Genomic DNA, 18,454 nt, shown 5'->3' with positions numbered 1-18,454 from the left:
CATCTCATTTAGTCTTTCATCCTCAGTCCCTGTTCCTCATTGGAGAAAATCCATCCAACGACCTTACCAATATCTATCTCGTCATCTTCAAGCCAATAAGTGCGATCTCTAACAAATTGTGAACTGGTGTCATCCGCCGGGACAGATTCGATTTCATCAAAAATTTGATTCATTCTCTGCTGCCAGAAAGCTACATTGCTAGGCCTCAAATCAACCCAGCCATCTTTCGCCCAAATATCAATCGCTTCCGGATTAATCGTGAATTTATTTTCTCCCCGGTAAGCGGGAATTTTGATAATTGGCCCGCGCAGCAAATTTTTTCCGTCCTTCATAAGAATCGGGATACCAATTGATAAAATGGACGATCTAAGTTCCGCGTCATTTGATATCAAATCTTCGAGCTGACCTGACACTCTTGCTGCATCGGTGTCACGTAACTTTTCCATGCTACCGCAAACCTTTTTAAACAAATGTGCCTCATATAAAAGTTTGCTTAAACGCGGTGGTCCCAAAAGTTCAAAGGCTATGCTGTCACAGTTATTTTCTGCCATCAATTTCTGCATTTTCGTCAGAGCATGTTGGCGCATGAGACCGGCGCGATATGTAGGCCCCATAGTCGCATTATCCAAAGCATTAATGACGTCATGCCCGGTGTTACCGCCTTTGATTTCGTAGACTACGCTTTTGGCAATCTCTTCAGGAGTCACAAGCTCCATCTGTCCGGAAGAAGAAATCGCGGAAAACTCACCGTATGAAAAAGTGCCGTTTTCACCGGTATCAACGTAGACTGATTTGAGAACTTTACCATCGAGTTTAACCCAATTTTGCGGTCCATTTTTATCGAGGTGGCCATCTAACGTAAGCGCATTTTCAGGTGGGCAATCATACAATTCGACACTGTGGCTGCCCTGTTTTATTTCACCATAAGCAATCTTTTTCCAGGCAATTGCCGCAGTTGGTTTAATTTCTTTTGTAATCGGTGCGTCCGGTGTGCGTGCCATGAGAAATAAGAGCAAACTGTGGGCGCCGGCTACAGAAGATTTACTTAACAAAGTTCGGGAAGGCTTCTCTTCAGAATGGGTATAAGGGATATTTAAACCCATCCCACCCGTACCGCTCGTTCCGATTTTGAGGTAGAATCCGGTTTTCGAGCGTCGCATTGCCTCGTACAGAATCTGCACATGCCGGATTAGCTGCGGTATGTAAAGCGTGCACAGAATCTTCTCAACTTCGGAAACAAGCGTGTCAGAATAAACCTTCTTTTCTTTAAATTGTTTCAACTCGCCTTTTAAATTGTAGTAGCCTGTAAAGACGTCCTGGTAAGCGACTGCTGTTGCCGAATTGACGCAGTCAATCAAAATATCCGGACGGACGCTACTTACGACCTGGAAAAGATAAGACCGCTGTAGTATTTCCTCAGTCAAATCATCCAAACCGTCTTCAATCAACCACGCCCGATATTGAGAATTCTCTAAAATTTCTACGCGACTCAACCCTTGCATGGCCTCGCGCACGAACATATTACCCCAATTCGGTGTTATTTTTGTATTGGCAAGATTGTTTTTTTTTAGTTTCTCACAAGCCTCATTCGCTTCCCATTCGTCTAAAGAATGGACGATTAGCTCACCAGGTTCTTCTTCTAAAATGTTTCGGCAAATGGCAAATCCTACCAATCCCCAACCGCCGAGCACCATGATTTTTTTGCCCTTAACATCCATTAACAAACCCTCTTTAATTGCTCGACTTCCTTAGGGGCCAGGCTGCGTGAGGCTCCTGCCTTCAAACCCTGAAGGTTTAAAAAAGCCAAGCCTACCCTTTTTAGCATTAAAACTTTGTAATCAAATTTATCAAACATTCTTCGCACCTGACGTTTCCATCCCTGGTGCAAAGTCATTTTTACCCGGCTTCTATCTCCCGGGGTTGGAAATTTAATTGTACACTTTGAAGTTGTGCCTTCTTCCAAATCAATTCCGGATTCCAGTATTTTCTTATCCGCCGGTTCCAAATTGCGATCCAACCTGACGTCGTAAATCTTATCCACCTCAAATTTTGGATGAGTCAACTTATAAGTTAAGTCGCCGTCGTTTGTTAGAAGCAGGAGGCCGTTTGTATCGATATCTAAACGTCCAACCGGGAACAGCCTAATTTTTGAATTCACCAACTCTAAAACGGTCTTGCGTCCTTTTTCATCAGAAGCGGTGGTTACAAACCCTTTCGGTTTATTTAAAATAATATATTCGAAGCGTTTAACCGGTTTTAGCAAGTTACCGTTGAACTTTATAGTGTCTGTAATTTCATTTATTTTGATTCCGAGGCGGCTTTCAATATTGCCATTAACCGCGACCTTACCCTCGAAAATAAACTGATCGCATTTACGCCGGGAGCCTATTCCACAATCTGCCAAATATTTATTCAGTCGAATCATCTTTGTGATTGCTTTCCTCCTCAGAGGGCTCCATTTCCGTTAAAGTCTCCAGAATGCTTTCGCTAATTCCTTCTTCCTGATCCAACTTACCCATGATCTCCTCAATTTCCTTGGGTTTGGGTAAATCGGCAATATCATTGATGCCAAAATAGCGCAGAAACTCTTTCGTGGTTCCGTAGAGTAGCGGTTTGCCAGGACCATCTGACCGTCCGGCAAGGCAAATCAGGTTTCTTTCGAGGAGATTTTTTACTACACCGCTTGAGTTTACACCCCGAATCGCGTCAACCTCAACCCGGCTTAGGGGTTGCTTAAACGTAATAATCGCCAGAGATTCCAAGCTGGCCTGGCTTAACCTCGTCCTGAGTCGGCCTTTGAAAAGCTTCTTAAGCCAGGGTGTAAAATCCTTCCGTGTGTTTAATTGGAATCCACCGGCGACGTTTGCTATAAAAAATGCTCTTTTACTTTTTTGATAGTCGGAATTGAGCTCCTCGACTATCTTCTTGATTTTTCTTGTATCTAACGCTTCTTCAAAATCAGCTATCTTTTTCGCTGAAATCGGAACATCGCTTGCAAATATTAACGCCTCAACGATTTGCTTTTGAAAATCATGATCCATCAAATCTTTCTAATCCAAATTTCAGCGAAAGGGTTATTCTGATTTAATTGCAACTGTTTACTTTTCACCAAGTCAAGAAGGGCAATAAAAGTCACAATCACGACAATTCTCTCTTTTATTTTCTGCAACATCTCGGTCAATAAGACTCGTTCCTGCTTTTCTAGCAGGGCCATAATCACTTCCGCCTGTTCTTCAATCGTTACCGAAATTTGTTCGACAATGTGCTCTGTGCGGGGCGGAATCCTTTTTATTACCTCGGCAAATACCGACATTAAATCAAATATCGAGACCTCCTTGCCCAACAGCTCTTCTTCTTCAAGATCCTGGTCATCTTCAAAGTTAAAACTATAATCGCTTCTTGCAAAATGCTGCCGCTGCTCTTTTTCCAAATCCGAAATCTCCCAGGCAACTTCTTTGTAGCGCTGGTACTCGAGTAGTCTTCTTACCAGCTCTTCTCGCGGATCCTCAGCTTCTTCATCATCCTCTAATTCCGGTTTTGGCAACAGCATTTGCGCTTTGATTCGAATAAGAGTTGCCGCCATCAATACGAACTCACTGGCATTGTCCAAGTCTAGGAGTTCAATCATATTCAGATATTCCAGATATTGTTGCGTAATATCCGCAACCGGAATATCGTAGATCTCGACTTCGTTTTTTTTAATCAAAAACAGAAGCAGATCTAAAGGGCCTTCAAAGTTCTGTAATTGTACACGATACGGCATTAAAAAAGCCCTCGTTTTTCATTCAAGATAGGGCTTATTTTAATTACCTTAAAAATTTTGAAGTCACGTAATAAGATGACTTGACTCCTAAAAACCAGATGACGTTTCATTCAAACCCTACTCGAAAAATTCTGGCCAATTTACAATAAAATATAAAAAGAGTCAAGTTGTTTTTAATTAAGACAGTTAAGCCGAATTTGGAGTTTGGACAACCTAAAACTTCTCGGCTTCATCAATAAGCATAATTGGAATATCGTTTTTGATATCGTACTTAAGACGGCAACTATTACAAATCAGTTTTTTATTTTCCTGATCGTATTCTAAATCGCCTTTACATTTTGGACAGGCTAAAATATCAAGGAGTTCTTTATCGAGCATTTCAATCTACCCTTCAGTTACTCTTCGTAAAAACCCATGTTTGAGTATTTTTCAATTCGTGCATCGACAAGTTGCTCCGGGGACAACTTTTCTAATTCCGTCAGTTCAACTTCGATTGACTCACGCAGTAATTTAGCCGCTTCGTCATAATTTTGATGTGCGCCTCCAATTGGCTCCCTTACAACCTTATCGATGACTCCCAACTCCAATAAATCGGGCGCCGTTGGCTTTAAAGCTTCGGCTGCCTGTTCAGCCTTGGTGCTGTCGTGCCACAAAATTGCGGCACAGCCCTCTGGCGAGATAACGGAATACCACGTATTCTCCAACATCAAAATGCGATCGCCAATACCTATGCCCAAAGCACCTCCGGACGCTCCCTCACCGATAACTGCGATGATAATCGGTACCGGCAGATGAGACATCTCCAATAAATTACGCGCAATTGCTTCCGCCTGCCCCCGCTCTTCCGCTCCAATACCAGGAAAGGCTCCCGGCGTATCAATCAGTGAAATAATGGGCCGTTTAAACTTTGCTGCGAGGTTCATAATTCGCAACGCTTTTCGATACCCCTCAGGGTGCATCATTCCGAAATTTCGGTGCAGCTTCTGTTTGGTGGTCCGGCCTTTTTGTTGACCGATAATCACCACTTTTCTGCTTCCTATTCTCGCAATTCCGCCGACGATTGCCGGATCGTCCCCGAAAGCACGGTCACCGTGAATCTCAAAAAAACTGTCAGTCATATATTCAATATAATCACGAGTGTACGGGCGCTGTGGGTGCCGCGCCAAAAGTACGCGCTGCCACCGGGTTAATTTTGAATAAATTTCCTCGCGAAGTTTGGAAGCTTTTTCTTCTAAACGCCCAATTTCCTCTGAGAGCCCAACACTTTCGTTTTCCGATAACTCCTTCATTCCCTTGATTCGTTTTTCAAGCTCAATTATCGGCTTTTCGAATTCTAAAACGTAATCAGTCATGTTTATTCCGGTTTTGAAAAAAGGCCTTCAAAAGAATTTCGATGTCTAATAATGGTGAATAATTTTTCATGTAGTAAAGATAATATTTATCTTTGTCTTCTTCGGCAATTAGTTTATATCGGTTGATTTGCTGTAAACCGGTGAGCCCCGGTTTCAAATTTGGTTTTTCTGCTGTTCCTGAAAAATCGTCCGAAACTTCAATCAATTCCTTGCCAACAAAACTCACATCCCCTTTTAAAACAGCCCACAAATACGGAAACTTATTTGTAACTTGCGACTCAGGTCCGGAAAATTGATGAAGCAAAATTTGTTTGTTTTTTTCTCCATAAACAAATTTCTTTTGCATTCCCTGAGAAGTTACAAATTTTTTATATAAAAACAAGGGCAAACTAAGTGTTAATATAACTAATGCTAACGTAAAGTCAAACATCCTTTTTACCGCCAGGTATGCAGTTTGATGAAGCTTGTAATCAATCTCCAAAAGTGGGACATCACTTATTCGGTCGATTGAGGCTTTGCCTATAATGACATCGAGGTTACTGGGAATTAATTTGAAACTCACGCGCTGTTTTCCGGTTCTGGAAATAACCTTGAGGATTTGGTCATAGGAAAGACTATGGGTTGAGAAAATTACTTCCTGGACACTATTTTCTCTGATTATGAAATTTATGTCCTCGAAAGTGCCCAGAACTTTCACTCCGGCAACATTTTTACCTGTGTGCCTGCCATTCGTGCTGATCAAACCCAAAATTCTATAATCGCTGTCGATTTGTGAATTGAATTTTTCAATTAGCTTTTCACCTGATTTCAGGTCGCCGACTATGATCGTATTTCTGGCAAGGAACCTTTTACCAAGGGTCTCGCTAAAGGGAAAAAACCGGTTTCGTGACAAGGCTCGGAGCAGAAGTCTCCACCCCGGCACAGCAATCAGGCTGAAAACGCTCCCGGCCAGAACCACGATTCTTGAAAACGCATACTGGTTAAAGAAAAAGGTCAAACTGGTGTTCACCAGAAATCCTATAAACACAGCCATTCCGGCTTTTGAAAAAGAAAATTTGCTTTTGTCATAACACCCAAAAAGTTTCAGTAGTAAAAGCCAAATTAAGGAGTACGAGATGATAACCGGAATAAACGACGGCAACTTGCTCAAATCACCGAAACGCATCAAAATTCCCAGCGTCAAACTCAGGCTCAAAAACCCAAAATCGGTCAGGGGAATGGCTAAGTAGCTCATTAACTTTATAAAGATAGATATGCCTGCCCTAAACCAAATTGCTGCCTTAAGCAGCCAATACGGCATGAAAAAATATTTTCGTTTGAAATGCTTTTTGACGAACAGCTCCATTGCGATATAAAACTGCTTAAGGTTGTCAAATTGAGCCCGTTTGGAGCTTTCACCTTTAAAATGAATAATCTGGGTCTCCGGGAAATAGATGACCCTCCAATCTTGTTCACGGATTCGAAAACACCAATCCAGATCTTCTCCGTACATAAAAAAAGACTCGTCAAGGTTGCCTACATCTTCCAGCACCTGGCGCCGTAACATCATGAAAGATCCTGAAATCGCCTCAACTTCATAAGACATGTCAGGGTCGAGATAGGTCAAATTATATTTTCCGAAAAACCTATTTCCGGGAAAAAGGTAACTCAAGCCGCTGAGTTTTGTAAACGCGACCCAGGGAGTTGGGAAACTTCTACGGCAAGAAAGTTGAATGGAACCGTCCGGGTTCAGAATCTTGCAGCCAAGCATTCCGGCTCTCGGTTGGGCCTTAAAAAAATCAAGCATCTTTGAGAAGGTGTCTTCCTGAACAAGTGTATCCGGATTCAAAAGAGCGATGAACTCGCCTTGTGCAATTTGCAATCCTTGATTAGAGGCTCTGGCGAATCCAGCATTTTTAGAATTAACGGTTATTTGAATGTCTGGAAACTTTTCTTGAATCAGCTCTGCGCTGCCATCGGAAGACGAATTATCGATGACTAAGATTTCTGCAGAGATTCCTTTAAGTGCGTTTCGAACAGAAATGAGGCACTGCTCAAGAAATTCTTTGACATTGTAGTTGACAATGATTATGGAGAGGTATATTTGAGCTCTAGGCTCAGAAGGTCTTTTAGGTGATTTTGTTTTTGCTGCTGTGCTCATAATTCAAGCTGGAGCTTGAACCCAATTAATTAATTTTTCCAATCAAACCCAAAAACCGGAGCTTCCAAACTATCCAGGCAGCTTCACGCATAATTTTTCGGGTCATCTTTGAGTTTCCTTTTACCCGGTCCGTAAACACGATCGGTAACTCAAAAATACGAAAGTTTTTTTTCCAGGTCTTGAAAGTCATCTCAATTTGAAAAGAATAACCATCGCTGTGAATTTCGTCTAAATCGATGCATTCCAGGACTGCTCTTCTGTAACAACGGTACCCCGCCGTGCAGTCCTGCACTGGTAAACCGGTAATCAAGCGGGTATACAAATTTGCTCCCAGGCTCAGTAAAAGGCGTGAAAGCGGCCAATTTACCACATTCACACCTGCAATATAACGTGAGCCGATTATTAAATCATACGACTCTGCCATCTCCAAAAATTTGGGAATATCTCCTGGATTGTGAGAAAAGTCGGCATCAATTTCAAAGATATAATCAAAGCCTTCTTTTATTGCATATTTAAAGCCCGCTACATAAGCTGTACCGAGGCCAAATTTGCCCTCTCTTTTAATCATACGAACCCGTGAATCTTTTTCGCATATTTTTGCTACAATTTCTCCGGTGCCATCAGGTGAATCGTCATCGACAACCAGAATTGCCAGATCCGGAACGTTTAAGTTAACAACTTTAGAAATAATATTTTTAATATTATCTGCTTCATTATAAGTTGGAATAATGATTAACGTTTTTTTCATACACAATTTGGAAAGGTTAGGAAGCAAACACTTTGGAATTGTCTATTTGCTGTCGGAGAATTTGCAAGCCCGTACCTACATCGCTCAATTGAAAACCAAGTTCCTTGAGAGTTTTATTTAAATTAAAGCTTGAATTTAACGGGCGGGGTGCCTTTTGATTTAAATCTTTAGTTTTGATGGGATGAATAAGAGTTGTATCCAAATTGAAGGCTTCTGCGACCTTCAGAGCAAATTCAAAACGATTCATGCATTCGGAGCCGGCGATATTGTAGATTCCCGTTTGTTTCAATTCGACGATTTTCCGAATTGCCGTTGCCAGGTCATCCGCAAGAGTTGGATGGCCGAATTGATCATCGACAATATTAATGCTTTCTCCATTTTTGAGTTTTTCAACTACCCAGGTCACAAAATTTTGTCCCAAATTGATTCCGCTTCCATAAAGAAGCATCGTTCGCACGATTGCACACTCAATACCGCTGCGGATCAATGCATTCTCGCTCGCCAGTTTTGAGCGACCGTAGTAGCCAAGCGGTTTTGGCCTGGATTCCTCATCATAGTTTCCATCAACTCCGTCAAACACATAATCTGTTGAAATATGAACAACATGAATGCCGAATCTTTTTGCAATATTTGCCAGATTTTCAACACCAACAACATTTATTTTCCAGCACTCCTCTTTTTCGTCTTCACAGGCATCTACATTTGTATAAGCGGCGGAATTGATAATAAAGTTTGGCTCAAAAGTTCGCGCCAATTCAAGAATTTGCTCTCGCTTTGTGATATTGCAAATTACGTAGTTAAAACTTTTCAATCCTAACATTGGCTTTGTCCGTCTTCCGATTCCACAAACTTCGAAATCCTCTACAAAGGCTTCAACGATCTTTTGTCCCAGCAATCCGTTTGCACCTGTGACAAGAACTTTTTGTTTAAGTAGTTTTAGGTTTTCCATGTTGCCTTAAAATTAATTCGCTTCTCTAATTAGAGTTTTAATCTCATTAATCCGCGAACTGCCAACAAATGTGCAATTCAACGCAGCTACTTTATTGGCAAAAGCTGTTGCTCTTATTTCATCCCGGGTAGAAAAATATTTTGCTAAATAGGCCGAAGCAAAGCCATCGCCACAGCCAATAGCATCGACAGCATTTGACAGCGAAAGTGCTTTAAACCTTTTGTGTTTAACATGTCCCCCTTCAAAATAAAACAAATAAGAACCTTTATCTGCGAGTGTAATATGACAAATGGATGGATTCAATTGCAACATCTTTTTACCAAATTCAACGAGAATTTCCTTTGGCTGCTCAGGGGTATACCCGGCCAAAGTCCGAGCCTCCATCTCGTTTAGCTGCAAAACGTCCACTAATTCAATCCACTCCCGCCAGTCACCAGGACGCTGGTAGAATCTTCGCCCATTCCCGTTTATACCCAAAGCGCGGGAATGAAAATCAAGGTAAATCAGGACATTTGTTGACTGGCGGAATTTTCGCAACCCATTTAAATCGACATCCATTCCGGTTATCAAATTAAAGATGACCGCATCAACCTCTTGTAATATCGCCAATTCTGCAAATCCCAAAGGCGGCATTGGTTTTGAAATAAATTCATCCCGCTCATGTTGACTGGTGTAAGTCAAGGTGACTTGGGTATTTTTTTCTTCGAGCCGTTTAAGACCATCTAATCGAAGATTTTTATAATCCGAAAGACCGTTTACGACCTCATCATAAAAGTCTCCCCCCAAATTTGCAACCGGATAGATCTCATCCGTGGGGTTTAACAGATTGGCCAAATATAAAACTGAAAAATAAATTCCGCCAATGCTTTCGGCCTTTTCGCCCTGCCAGGGTAAAATCATGTCGCGATTAAATGTTCCAACAACGCCAATTTTCATGGTTAAATTCTCAGCTTATACTTTGACTTTGAAACGTTTAGATAATGGTATCTATAATGATATCTATATTAGGATCCACCGCCAAATTAAAATCTAAGGCAATCGTCCGGTTTTCTTCAACCTGCACTTGATGTTTAATACTTATAAAACCAATGAAAGAAGCTTTCATGGTGTACGTGTCGGGCGGTACATTCGAAATTTTGTATGTACCGGTCCTATCAGTTGCCGCCCCTAACTTTGTGTCCAAAAGGATAACATTCGCTCCCGGTAAAAGGTACTTCGATTCCGAGTCGATGACACGCCCTGTGATTTCGCCAAAGCCGTTTAGGTTAGAATTTCTTCCTTTGGCGACTAAATTAGCCCTGCTTTTGGGCTGTGGCGTTACACATGAAAATGCTATTGAGATTATTAAACTGAGGAGTAAAAAGTTTATTGCTTTCATAATTAACCTCAACTTTAAATTAGAAATTTAAAGTTCGCACCCCTGGTTCTTAAATTCAGCTAATTTTTCCTTAAGAGCCGGGTCGCTGAGCGCCAGAATTTGGGCACACAAAATCGCTGCATTGCCGGCCCCGGCCGTGCCAATTGCCACTGTCGCAACCGGAACTCCCTTTGGCATTTGCACAACTGAGTACAGCGCATCAACGCCGTTTAGATGGGAACCCGGCATTGGCACCCCAATGACCGGCAACTTTGTGTGTGCTGCAATCACACCTGGTAAATGGGCAGCCATTCCAGCTATGCCAATGATAATTTTAAATCCATTTTCCTCAGCTTTTTCAGCAAACTCGGAAGTTTCTTTTGGGTTTCGGTGTGCTGAAAGCACGTGTTTTTCGAAAGGAATATTGAAATAGTCAAAATATTTTTTGCACTCTTCGGCAGCACTGTCATCCGATATGCTCCCCATTAAAATTGCCACAAGCGGTTGTTTGTTTGAGTTCATCTTAACTTACCTCATTCTCTGCTTGGCTTCTCACTTCATCTGCCGTTTTAAAAGTGTGTGCCATAATATCCAATTGGCGGAGAAATGGTTCTTTTGGGCCTCTAGGAAACCAAACCGAAACGTCAATAATGTAAATTCTACCGGATTGTTCATCGTAGAAAGTGTAATTCCGAAATGGACCGCCGGCGATTTTTTCGTCGTTACCCCAGAGTCCTTCCAGCATAAGTGCGGGTCTATCTAAAAAATCCACCTCTTCAGATACCGTATGCTGTCGCTCTATAAGATCATTCTCATAAAATTTCTTTGTTAGCTTATCCCGGATATTCATAGCCCATTCTTCATTTATGAGAGTAGGATCGCCGTTCTCAATCCAATGCACGAACAACCAACGTTCGCGGCCCGGAAGACTCCTGCGTAACATCACAAAGCGGTCTTGAACTCGTTCAATGTTTATAATGTAATCGTGTTGAATTCGGACCGACCAGCCATAATCCTGCAGCAACTTATCCGACAGCTCCGTTTGCTCCAACTGACTAAACATTTGAGCGCTGGTTTCATCAAGAACTTTTTTCTTGAAAAGCTGATACAAATAATCTTTATTGTCTTGCAGCTTTTCCTGCAGCTCAGAAAAACCAGTGCTCGCCAGAACAACCAATAGTTGTTTTTCTGCCCAGGGATTTTCTTTTGGAAACACAAACGCGGACCCATCCTCCACCCTAGCTTTAACTTCAGCGGACAGCATGCCCGAGACTTTCTCATTAATTTCCCCTTCTGAATTCAAGATGCCAATTATGACGATATTTTTTCTTGTAGCAAATTGGCTAAATTTTTCGGGGGGAATCCAGTGTACTTCAAATAATTTTTCGGGTTGAGGCGTTTTGATCACTTTTTCAAAAACATCCTTTATAGATGACTCCAGAACCTCCCAATTATCCGGATCGGACACTACAAAAAGTTGATTGTGTTCCCCGGAGGCCGGAGGTTTCCCAAAACATGCAAAGAGTAAAACAGCGAGCAGTGGTGCCAAATAGCATTTTACGTACTTAAATAAAGTCATGAGATTTTTCCTGTTTTTGCACAAAATATAGAATTGAAGACCCCAGGCGATTTTTTTGTCTGCTCAGACGTAATGATTGAAAAATTGAAATTTTCGCAATCAAAAACCCACGGAGAAAATGCAAAGGGAAAAGCAGCGTTCCCAAAATTCTGTTTTTTAAAATAATTCGTTCACTCATTAAACAATTAAAAAATGCATCCAAAGGCAACTGGTAAAATTTTTGAATACCTAAGCCAGCCCTTTTGCAAAAAACACTCATCGTTTCAGGAGTGAAGTGAAAAAGGTGTCTCGGCGCATCCAGAGCGACCCAATTGGTTTTGTAAAATCGAGCATCAAAACTTGAAATATTTGGAACCGCTATTAGAATAAATCCACCATCTTTTAAAAAGTTTCGCATTTTTTTCAAACTTTCTTTCGGATCGTAAAGATGCTCCAAAACGTGCCACAATGTAATCACATCAAAACTCTGATCGGGAAAATCACAATCCTGCAGTTCCAGCGTTTGGACACTCAGGTTATTTTCGGTTCTCGCAAACTCAGCAGCTTTTTCGTCCATCTCCAATCCTTCAACCTGCCAGCCGTGGTCTTGCATTTCATGCAAAAATTCTCCGGTGCCACACCCGATGTCCAAAAGTCGGCCGCCGCGTTTTAACTTGGAAATTTTACGGCGTTTATTCGTTAAAGTGAAACTTCTAACTGTGAGGTAAATTCTATCCCAGAAATTTAAACCTGATTGAATCGATAAAAAAGGTTGGTAATCCTCACTTTCATAAAACGCTGAAATCGATTCGGGTTTGGGTCTCGGATTTAAGAATGTAAACTTACACTCAGAACAGGCTGCAATTTCGAATTTTAATTCACCATTTAATTTAAAGCGATCCTGAGTCTTGAGAAATAATTCGTTTTTCTCACAACCACAAAGCGGACAATTTATCTTTTCAAATTCTAAACTCAATGATTCTATTTAAGTTTCAAATCCCTGGCTCTGCGAATACCCCGAACGAAATATTCAAAAACTATGCTGCCCCGGTACATCTTCTTGAAGATTTCGGAATCCGGAACTTTTCGAAGACGCTGAACTTGCTTGCGCTTTCCAACAATTCTAAAAAAATTGAAGAGAACATAAATCAGAGCGAGAAAGCCGCCCTTCAGCCGGACAAAGTCTAACTTTAGAAGAGCATAAACTATCGACAAAAATTCAAGACTAACGCGAACCGGAATAATCCAAAGCAAATTCTTCAGCCCATAATTCTTCAAAATCATGACCAGGCTATTGCGATGATTCAAGTAAATTTTTTTAGGGGAATCCGGCTTCAGCGTCGAACCTGCGTTGTGATAAACAATAGCCTCTGGCACAGCCACAACCCGGTAACCGGCAAGATGCATGCGCCAATTCAGATCAATTTCCTCCATGTGGGCGAAAAAATCTTCATCAAAAGAACCCACCTCATCAAGCACGGATTTCCGAATCAAAGTCGCGGTTCCCGACGCCCAGAAAATATCGCCAGTGTCATCATACTGCTGTTCATCCTTTTCTAAGGTAAAAAAGAGTCTTCCCTTTGCAAACGGGTAGCCAAAAATATCGATCAGGCCGCCGGCAGCGCCTGCATAGTCAAACATTTCCCGGTTAACCAAAGAGCGAATTTTCGGCTGGCAGGCAGCAATCTTTTCATCTTCCTCACAAACCTCAACGAGAACAGAAAGCCAGTCGGGTTCAAAAACGGTGTCGTTGTTCAGAAAAAGAATATATTCGCCGGAAGCACTTACCAGCCCCGAATTGCATCCGCCCGCATACCCCAGATTTTTTTCATTATTGACCAGTAGCGCCCAGGGAAAAGAGTGATGAATATCATCCACGCTGCCGTCGGTCGAAGCGTTATTTACAATAATTACTTCTTTATTTTGGTACTTCGTTTTTTCTACCGCTTCTAAACAGTTACGAAGAATTTCCCTCCCCTTAAAATGAGGTATGATTATAGAAACCAGCGGCTTCCCCGTCATAGAAAAAGCTTCAAAGCAATTTAAGGGTTATCATTTGAATCTTTTGCAGAACTGGAATCGCTGCTGCTATTCGAAATATTCAAACTGTCATTTGCGCTGGCAAAAGCCTGCAATTCTGTTAGTTCCTTTTTCACAATAAGATCTTCCGGGTGATCATTCATCCATTTTTCCAAGACCTGAATTCCGTCATCAAAACGCCTGGATCTTGTATAATGGCTGGCCAGCCAGAGATAGATCTCTCTGGTCTCCGGGTTTTCTTCCCTCAATGAAACCGCAAGTGATTCCGCCTTGGCATCGTTTTTCAAAATCTGGGCATAAAATTCCGCTATGTAAAGTTGGTCAATCGTCCGCAGGTTATAAATTTTCGAAATCTTGTCAAGACGATCTTCCAAACCCTGGGGGTTGCCGAAATCCGAATACATCTGGCCAAAATTTAACGAGAGACGGAAGTCCCTTAGTGGAATGACTTCTTCAGGCATAACTTCATCCATTTTTTGTAAAACGGCTAAAGCCTTTTCTTTGTTATTTTGAGTCAGACCTTGAGTCCGGTAATAATTGGTGAGTCTCAAAAACGCAGAGCGATAATTTTGCAAGAGGCCAAGGATATTATTATTAAAATAAACTTCCGGATTGTCTAAGTTGCGATATTTGAAATGCTCGAATAAATTGGCCTCGAGTTTTACCGGCGAGATAAAATCATTCTTGGGGCCTCCATAAGGCATAACCCGAAAAGCCAGTCCGTCCATACGCAAATAGTTCTTCGAATCTTTGACATTTCGACGATTATCCAGGTTGAGCATATTTGTCGGCGAAACTGTCACTGCAAAATAAACCGGCTTCTTAAATTTATTGGCAGCGAGAATATGAATAATCATGCGATCTTGCACCAGTAGAACCTTGTGGCCCTGGATAATTTTGGTATGTACAAGTTCAAACTCGATAGCCGGGTTTTGAGGAACATTTTCAATTAAGAAAGAGGCATTGTCTTCGGCCTTTTCGAACTGTCCAATTAATTTGTCACGCGGCACCTCGATTCTCGCCATCTTTGGTTCAGACCACAATGCCGGTCCCAACTGATCTATTTGAGTATTGGTTAAAGCAATCGGAACTTTCGGCTCTTCATCACGAAGCTGTTTTATATACCAGGGGGTGTTCAGCAGGCTCAAATTGACCACACGAACGTCCCGGCGAATGTCTTCCACGTATTGCAAATACCACAAAGGAAAGGTATCGTTATCCCCGTTTGTAAAAAGAATTGCATTGGCTTCGCAAGACTGTAGAATATTGTAAGAATAGTCAAAGGCAACGTAATTCCCGCTTCGGTCATGCGGGTGGGCGTTATGTAAATACAAGTTGGATGGTACTGCCATAATTAAAAGAAGAATAGTCAGGCCAATTCCCACTTTTCTCAAAGGAGAGTTTTGTCTAAATGCGTTTTGTACCAATTCCAGAATCGCACTTACGCCCATGCCAATCCAAATTGAAAAAGCGAAAAACGAGCCGACATAAGCGTAGTCTCGTTCCCGCGGCTGCGGGTCCTCCTGATTGAGGTAAATTGTGATCGCGATACCGGTCATAATGAATAAAGTCAGAATCGAGGACGCACGCTTCCAATCCCGGCGAAAGTGAAAAAACATGCCGATTAAACCGATCAAAAATGGCCAACCCATTAAACCTTTGCCAGAAAGGACTTCAACGATATAATTGTCAGGCCCAAGCGTTGTGCCCTTTCCAATGAATTGCCAGCCAAAGTAACGGATATACATCTTCTTAATCTGGTAATTCCACAAATGCTTCACCTGCTTGCCAAAATCATGTTTGGCGTAGCTACCGGATCGAGTAGCTTCAAAAGCTTGTTTCGATGGAAGACCTGGATATCGACGGGGGAAAAAAGTCAACTCACCGTACTGCTCACGGTTGAGGTAACTAACAAATTTTTTAGGAGTATTAGGATGGTTTTCGTTGATCGCCGGATGCATGTCTGAACGGATGTAGAGAGCCGTGTAGGTAGAATAGCCAACAGTGACAAGTAAGATGCTCATTAAGGCCAGACTTACTAACCGCTTTTGATTTTGGACGGCATAAACGATGGCAAATAAGACACCAAGCGTGACCAATCCAATCGCCAGAAAGGAGAACTTATTCAGCAGCCATGGTATTCCTTTGACGATGCCTGGGTAAATGGCGGCAAAAGCAGCGATAGCACCCGCCGCCCAAAGAGAGAATGTTTTTATATTTAACTCCGCTTTTTTAAAATAAACAATCAAAAACAAGGTGGGAATTGCTAAAATATTGAGCAAATGCACGCCGGTAGCTAAGCCGATCAAATAAGCGATTAACACTAAAATTTTGTCACTCACTGGGTTTTCGGCTTTCTCCAACCAGACCAAAATCAGCCAGACAACAATAGTTGTAAAAAATATGGAAACTGCATAAACTTCAGCTTCAACCGCGTTAAACCACTGCGAGTCGGTCAAGGCAAAGCCTAAGGCCCCAATGACACCGGCGGTATAAATATTGATTTTCTGATCAACTGTTTCGGGGATGCCTTTAAATTCTCTAATCAAGCGCACGATGATCAAATAAGCAAACATTACAGAAAGGGCGCTCACTAAAACAGAAATTATATTTACCCGCAAACCGATGTCTGAAATTAGCCAATCCGGAATCATAGTGAACACTCGACCCACTAATACATGAAGCGGCGCTCCGGGGGGATGTGGAACCCCCAGAATATATGAGCTGCTAATAAATTCGCCGCAGTCCCAATAAGAGGTTGTCGGTGCAACGGTTTTCCCATAAACAATTAATGAAATGACCAATACCGCGAATCCGATTATTTTATTTAGTTTCTGATGTTCCATTTAGGTAAGTACCTCCAAAATCTTAGTTGTATTGGTAAACCCTCAATCTTGTAATTGATGCTGGTTGCTTGTTTCTTCTCGATGTTGGTTGCTTGTTTCTCGATGCTGGTTGCCTGATGCTCGAAAAATACAACAACCATCCAGAATCCAGCATCCAGCATCCAGCATCCAGCATCGAGCATCGAGCATCGAGCATCCAGTTACCCCACCCGCGACAATTCCATCTTATCCCGATAATTTTTAAAAAACTGCACTCGAGCCGGCATATTTTCCGTGTTCAGAATTTGCTTGTTTTTTCGCGCCAAATCAAAAGCTTCGTCGCGGGCTTTTAGCAAAAGCTCGGTGTCTTTAACAATATCCGCGATCCGCAGTTCCGGCAAGCCGTGCTGCCGAGTGCCAAAAAATTCGCCTGGACCGCGAATTTGCAGGTCGACTTCGGCTATTTTGAAGCCGTCGTTGGTTTCTGCTAAAGTGCTTAAGCGGGTTTTAGCCTCCTTGGAAATTGGGTAGGTCGCGATTAAAAAACAATAAGATTCTTTTTCTCCCCGGCCGACTCGTCCACGCAGTTGGTGCATTTGCGGTAAACCGAAACGCTCTGCATTTTCGACGATCATGATGGTCGCGTTCGGGACATCCACGCCAACTTCAATGACTGTTGTGCTAACCAAAATCTGAATTTCACCGGCCTTAAACTGCGACATGACCTCTTCTTTTTCAGCGCTTTTCATGCGACCATGCAGCAGGCCCACTGAAAAATTCGAGAAAATTCCTTCTTTCAGGTTTTCATAATTTTCAATCGCTGCTTTTAAATCTATTCTCTCCGACTCCTCGATGAGTGGAAAAACGATATAAACCTGGGCGCCCTCTTCAATTTTCTCCTTGGTAAATTTGTAAATCTCGCTGCGTTTTTTGTCGCTGCGCCAGTGTGTCTTGATCGGTTTTCTTCCCGGCGGCAGTTCGTCGATGATTGAAAAATCGAGATCACCGTAAAGCGTCAGTGACAGCGTTCTTGGGATCGGAGTTGCCGTCATAACCAAAACGTCCGGGGTCAAGCCTTTTTCGATCAGAGTCGCGCGCTGCATGACTCCAAAACGGTGCTGTTCATCAACCACGACCAGACCAAGCTGCTTGAATTCCACCCCCTCCTGAATCAAAGCATGAGTTCCGACCACGATTTCGGCTTCTCCCGCCTTAATACACCTCAAAACTTCTTCGCGTTCACTTTTTCTTTGCGCGCCGACAAGGAGGACCACTTTTATTCCCAACTCTTCAAGGAGGTTTTGAATAGTCAGGTAGTGCTGCTCGGCCAGGATTTCCGTTGGCGCCATCAGCGCGCCCTGGTAGCCGTTTTCAATAGACATCATCATGCAAATCAATGCCACGATGGTTTTCCCGGAGCCGACATCACCTTGCAGCAACCGGTTCATGGGAGAATCTTTTTTCATATCGTCACGAATCTCCCGAATAACTTTTTTCTGCGCGGCGGTAAGTTCAAATGGCAGCGACTCAATCAGCTTTTTTGTCCGCTCGCCAACTTTGAGAAATTCGATGCCTTTCCGTTTGATTTCAACACTTTTTTTCCGATAAGCCAGCATCAGTTCGAGATAAAAAAGTTCGTCAAATTTTAGCCTTTTCCGTGCAGTTCTCAAAAAATCCTTATCCTTCGGGAAATGTACGTTTTCAATTGCCTGCCTCAAATCG

At 42.3% G+C, this 18,454-nt stretch carries 18 protein-coding genes; all 18 read right to left on the bottom strand.

Annotated features, from left to right (window positions below; genetic code table 11):
* Positions 1-8: 8 nt before the first annotated feature.
* Positions 9-1,718 (bottom strand): short-chain dehydrogenase, encoded by a 1,710-nt coding sequence (locus tag IH879_00740; protein ID MCH7673460.1) that lies wholly within the window; start codon positions 1,716-1,718, stop codon positions 9-11.
* On the bottom strand, positions 1,718-2,425 hold the full coding sequence (locus tag IH879_00735; protein ID MCH7673459.1) for an rRNA pseudouridine synthase: 708 nt from the start codon (positions 2,423-2,425) through the stop codon (positions 1,718-1,720). Before IH879_00735 ends, IH879_00740 begins: the two co-directional genes overlap by 1 nt.
* Positions 2,409-3,041, bottom strand: coding sequence for an SMC-Scp complex subunit ScpB (scpB, locus tag IH879_00730; GenBank protein MCH7673458.1), 633 nt, complete (start codon positions 3,039-3,041; stop codon positions 2,409-2,411). The genes IH879_00735 and scpB overlap by 17 nt, the downstream gene beginning before the upstream one ends.
* Positions 3,041-3,763 (bottom strand): segregation/condensation protein A, encoded by a 723-nt coding sequence (locus IH879_00725; protein ID MCH7673457.1) that lies wholly within the window; start codon positions 3,761-3,763, stop codon positions 3,041-3,043. The genes scpB and IH879_00725 overlap by 1 nt, the downstream gene beginning before the upstream one ends.
* 213 nt (positions 3,764-3,976) lie before the next feature.
* The gene (locus IH879_00720) at positions 3,977-4,141 is read right to left on the bottom strand and encodes a Trm112 family protein (GenBank protein MCH7673456.1); all 165 of its coding nucleotides are present in this window, start codon (positions 4,139-4,141) and stop codon (positions 3,977-3,979) included.
* Between the two features lie 17 nt (positions 4,142-4,158).
* The gene (locus tag IH879_00715) at positions 4,159-5,115 is read right to left on the bottom strand and encodes an acetyl-CoA carboxylase carboxyltransferase subunit alpha (GenBank protein MCH7673455.1); all 957 of its coding nucleotides are present in this window, start codon (positions 5,113-5,115) and stop codon (positions 4,159-4,161) included.
* Positions 5,108-7,255: a glycosyltransferase gene (locus tag IH879_00710; GenBank protein MCH7673454.1), complete on the bottom strand. Its 2,148-nt coding sequence runs from the start codon at positions 7,253-7,255 to the stop codon at positions 5,108-5,110. The genes IH879_00715 and IH879_00710 overlap by 8 nt, the downstream gene beginning before the upstream one ends.
* Before the next feature lie 25 nt (positions 7,256-7,280).
* Entirely contained in the window at positions 7,281-8,003 is a 723-nt protein-coding gene (locus IH879_00705; protein ID MCH7673453.1) for a polyprenol monophosphomannose synthase, read from the bottom strand.
* A gap of 16 nt (positions 8,004-8,019) precedes the next feature.
* Complete coding sequence (rfbD, locus tag IH879_00700; GenBank protein ID MCH7673452.1) at positions 8,020-8,952, bottom strand: dTDP-4-dehydrorhamnose reductase; 933 nt, start codon at positions 8,950-8,952, stop codon at positions 8,020-8,022.
* Between the two features lie 12 nt (positions 8,953-8,964).
* On the bottom strand, positions 8,965-9,888 hold the full coding sequence (locus tag IH879_00695; protein ID MCH7673451.1) for a carbohydrate kinase family protein: 924 nt from the start codon (positions 9,886-9,888) through the stop codon (positions 8,965-8,967).
* A 37-nt stretch (positions 9,889-9,925) separates the two neighbouring features.
* Complete coding sequence (locus IH879_00690; GenBank protein ID MCH7673450.1) at positions 9,926-10,330, bottom strand: carboxypeptidase-like regulatory domain-containing protein; 405 nt, start codon at positions 10,328-10,330, stop codon at positions 9,926-9,928.
* 27 nt (positions 10,331-10,357) lie between these two features.
* Positions 10,358-10,831, bottom strand: a complete 474-nt coding sequence (gene purE / locus IH879_00685) for a 5-(carboxyamino)imidazole ribonucleotide mutase (protein MCH7673449.1) — start codon at positions 10,829-10,831, stop codon at positions 10,358-10,360.
* A gap of 1 nt (position 10,832) precedes the next feature.
* Positions 10,833-11,888 carry a DUF4837 family protein gene (locus IH879_00680; protein ID MCH7673448.1) on the bottom strand — a complete coding sequence of 352 codons (1,056 nt, stop codon included), beginning with the start codon at positions 11,886-11,888 and terminating at the stop codon, positions 10,833-10,835.
* Positions 11,875-12,843 carry a class I SAM-dependent methyltransferase gene (locus IH879_00675; GenBank protein ID MCH7673447.1) on the bottom strand — a complete coding sequence of 323 codons (969 nt, stop codon included), beginning with the start codon at positions 12,841-12,843 and terminating at the stop codon, positions 11,875-11,877. Before IH879_00675 ends, IH879_00680 begins: the two co-directional genes overlap by 14 nt.
* 5 nt (positions 12,844-12,848) lie before the next feature.
* Positions 12,849-13,889, bottom strand: a complete 1,041-nt coding sequence (locus IH879_00670) for a glycosyltransferase family 2 protein (GenBank protein MCH7673446.1) — start codon at positions 13,887-13,889, stop codon at positions 12,849-12,851.
* Positions 13,890-13,909: 20 nt separating this feature from the next.
* On the bottom strand, positions 13,910-16,753 hold the full coding sequence (locus tag IH879_00665; GenBank protein MCH7673445.1) for a DUF2723 domain-containing protein: 2,844 nt from the start codon (positions 16,751-16,753) through the stop codon (positions 13,910-13,912).
* Positions 16,735-16,935, bottom strand: a complete 201-nt coding sequence (locus tag IH879_00660) for a hypothetical protein (GenBank protein MCH7673444.1) — start codon at positions 16,933-16,935, stop codon at positions 16,735-16,737. Before IH879_00660 ends, IH879_00665 begins: the two co-directional genes overlap by 19 nt.
* An 18-nt stretch (positions 16,936-16,953) precedes the next feature.
* The coding region (gene recG, locus IH879_00655; protein MCH7673443.1) for an ATP-dependent DNA helicase RecG at positions 16,954-18,454 on the bottom strand (1,501 nt) is incomplete at its 5' end.

It is taken from the genome of candidate division KSB1 bacterium (genome assembly GCA_022562085.1).
In the GTDB taxonomy this organism is placed as follows: Bacteria; Zhuqueibacterota; Zhuqueibacteria; order Oceanimicrobiales; family Oceanimicrobiaceae; genus Oceanimicrobium.
The sequence above is the reverse complement of the archived record's forward strand: the minus strand, read 5'-3'. Positions and strand labels throughout refer to the sequence as shown.